Below are 1,694 nucleotides of genomic sequence, written 5' to 3' on the forward strand. Positions count from 1 at the left end.
GACCCGGCCGCCACCCCCGGGACGGCCGATCACCGCCGAAAGGGATACTTGAACCATGAAGCTCGGCCGCGGCACCTCCTGGTTCCTCCTCGCCTTCGGCGTCTGGAGCTGGTTCATCTGGATCTCCTTCGTGCGCAACCTGATCCGGGACGCCAGTGGCCTCGCCTTCGACGACGCCGGAGACCCCACCGGCTACTTCTGGGTTCACCTGGTGCTCGCCGTCGTGTCCTTCTCGCTCGGCACCCTGATCGGACTCATCGGTTTCCGCTCCCTGCGCGTCCTTCAGCGTGAGAACGATCGCCCCCGAGGAGCTTCATGATCGCCCTGTTCCTGCTCGTCGTCCTGACGCTGTTCGGCAGCGTCCACTGGTACCTCTGGCGCCGCCTGGTGCGGGACGTCTCCGCGCCCGGCAGCACCTGGCGGCGGGTGGGCACCGTCCTCGCGGTGGCACTGCCGCTGCTGATGATCGCGGCCCAGGCCGCGGGCGGTCTCGGTGTCCCGTTCACGATGCAACAGGTCCTCGCCTGGCCCGGCTACTACTGGTTCGTCGTCATGCTCTACCTGCTCCTGCCGCTCCTGGCGGCGGAGCCGGTGCGCCCGCTCGCCCGACGCCTCCTCGCCCGGCGGGCCGCCCGCGCCGGCGCGCCGGGGGCCGCCGGATCGGACCGGAGCGACCGGGCGGCGGCCCCCGGGACCGCCGATGCCGGGAACACCGCGGTTCCGACCGGGGAGGCCGGAGCCGCCGTCGACCCCGCCGGCGGGCGCACCACCACCGCGCTGGCCGAGGCGGACCCGGAACCGCCGCCCGCGCCCGCGGACCCCGTCGGCCCCGACGACCCCGCACGGCGCCTCTTCGTCGCCCGCACCGTCGCCCTGGGAGCCGCCGTCATCTCCGCCGGCACCACCGCCTACGGCACCCTGGCGGCCCGCCATCCGGTGATCAAGGAGGTGACCGTCCCGCTGCGCGGCCTGCCGCGCGCCGCCCACGGCTACCGGATCGCCGTGGTCAGCGACATCCACCTCGGCCCGATCCTCGGCGGCTCGCACTGTCGCCGCGTGGTGGACGCGGTCAACGCCACGCAGCCCGACCTGGTGACGATCGTCGGTGACCTGGTCGACGCCGGCGTGGAGGACCTGCGCTCGGCCGCCGCCCCGCTCGCCGGCCTCCGGGCCCGGGACGGCTCCTGGTTCGTCACCGGCAACCACGAGTACTACGTCGGCGCCGAACAGTGGATCGACCACGTCCGCGAACTCGGCATCACGCCGCTGGAGAACGCCCGCGCGGAGCTTCCCTGGTTCGACCTGGCCGGTGTCAACGACCTGGCCGGTGAGGACAGCGGGCAGGGGCCGGACCTGGAGGCCGCGCTCACCGACCGCGACCCGCGACGGACCTCGGTGCTGATGGCCCACCAGCCGGTGTTCGTGCACGAGGCGGTGAAACACGGGGTGGACCTCCAGCTCTCCGGCCACACCCACGGCGGCCAGATGTGGCCCGGCACCCACCTCGCCGACCTGGCCAACCCGACCCTGGCCGGGCTGGAGCGCTACGGCGACACCCAGCTGTACGTCACCCGGGGCGCGGGTAGTTGGGGCCCGCCGGTACGGGTGGGAGCCGAACCGGACATCACGGTCGTGCGTCTGGCCTCACCGGAGGCCTGATCGACCCACCGGGCGCCGGGCGCGGACCACCGCGC

General features: G+C 73.8%; 2 protein-coding genes. Both read left to right on the top strand.

The features are described from left to right. Window positions 1-55: 55 nt before the first annotated feature. Window positions 56-319, top strand: a complete 264-nt coding sequence (locus tag FNQ90_RS22205; protein ID WP_182607976.1) for an SCO4848 family membrane protein — start codon at window positions 56-58, stop codon at window positions 317-319. Then, the gene (locus FNQ90_RS22210) at window positions 316-1,659 is read left to right on the top strand and encodes a metallophosphoesterase (RefSeq protein ID WP_182607977.1); all 1,344 of its coding nucleotides are present in this window, start codon (window positions 316-318) and stop codon (window positions 1,657-1,659) included. The genes FNQ90_RS22205 and FNQ90_RS22210 overlap by 4 nt, the downstream gene beginning before the upstream one ends. Window positions 1,660-1,694 lie beyond the last annotated feature (35 nt).

Source organism: Streptomyces alkaliphilus (genome assembly GCF_014141535.1).
Lineage (GTDB): Bacteria > Actinomycetota > Actinomycetes > Streptomycetales > Streptomycetaceae > Streptomyces > Streptomyces alkaliphilus.

Bases quoted from the DNA above. Each gene is read 5' to 3' on its own strand.
- FNQ90_RS22205 (WP_182607976.1), top strand. From the start codon at position 56: ATGAAGCTCGGCCGCGGCACCTCCTGGTTCCTCCTCGCCTTCGGCGTC.
- FNQ90_RS22210 (WP_182607977.1), top strand. From the start codon at position 316: ATGATCGCCCTGTTCCTGCTCGTCGTCCTGACGCTGTTCGGCAGCGTC.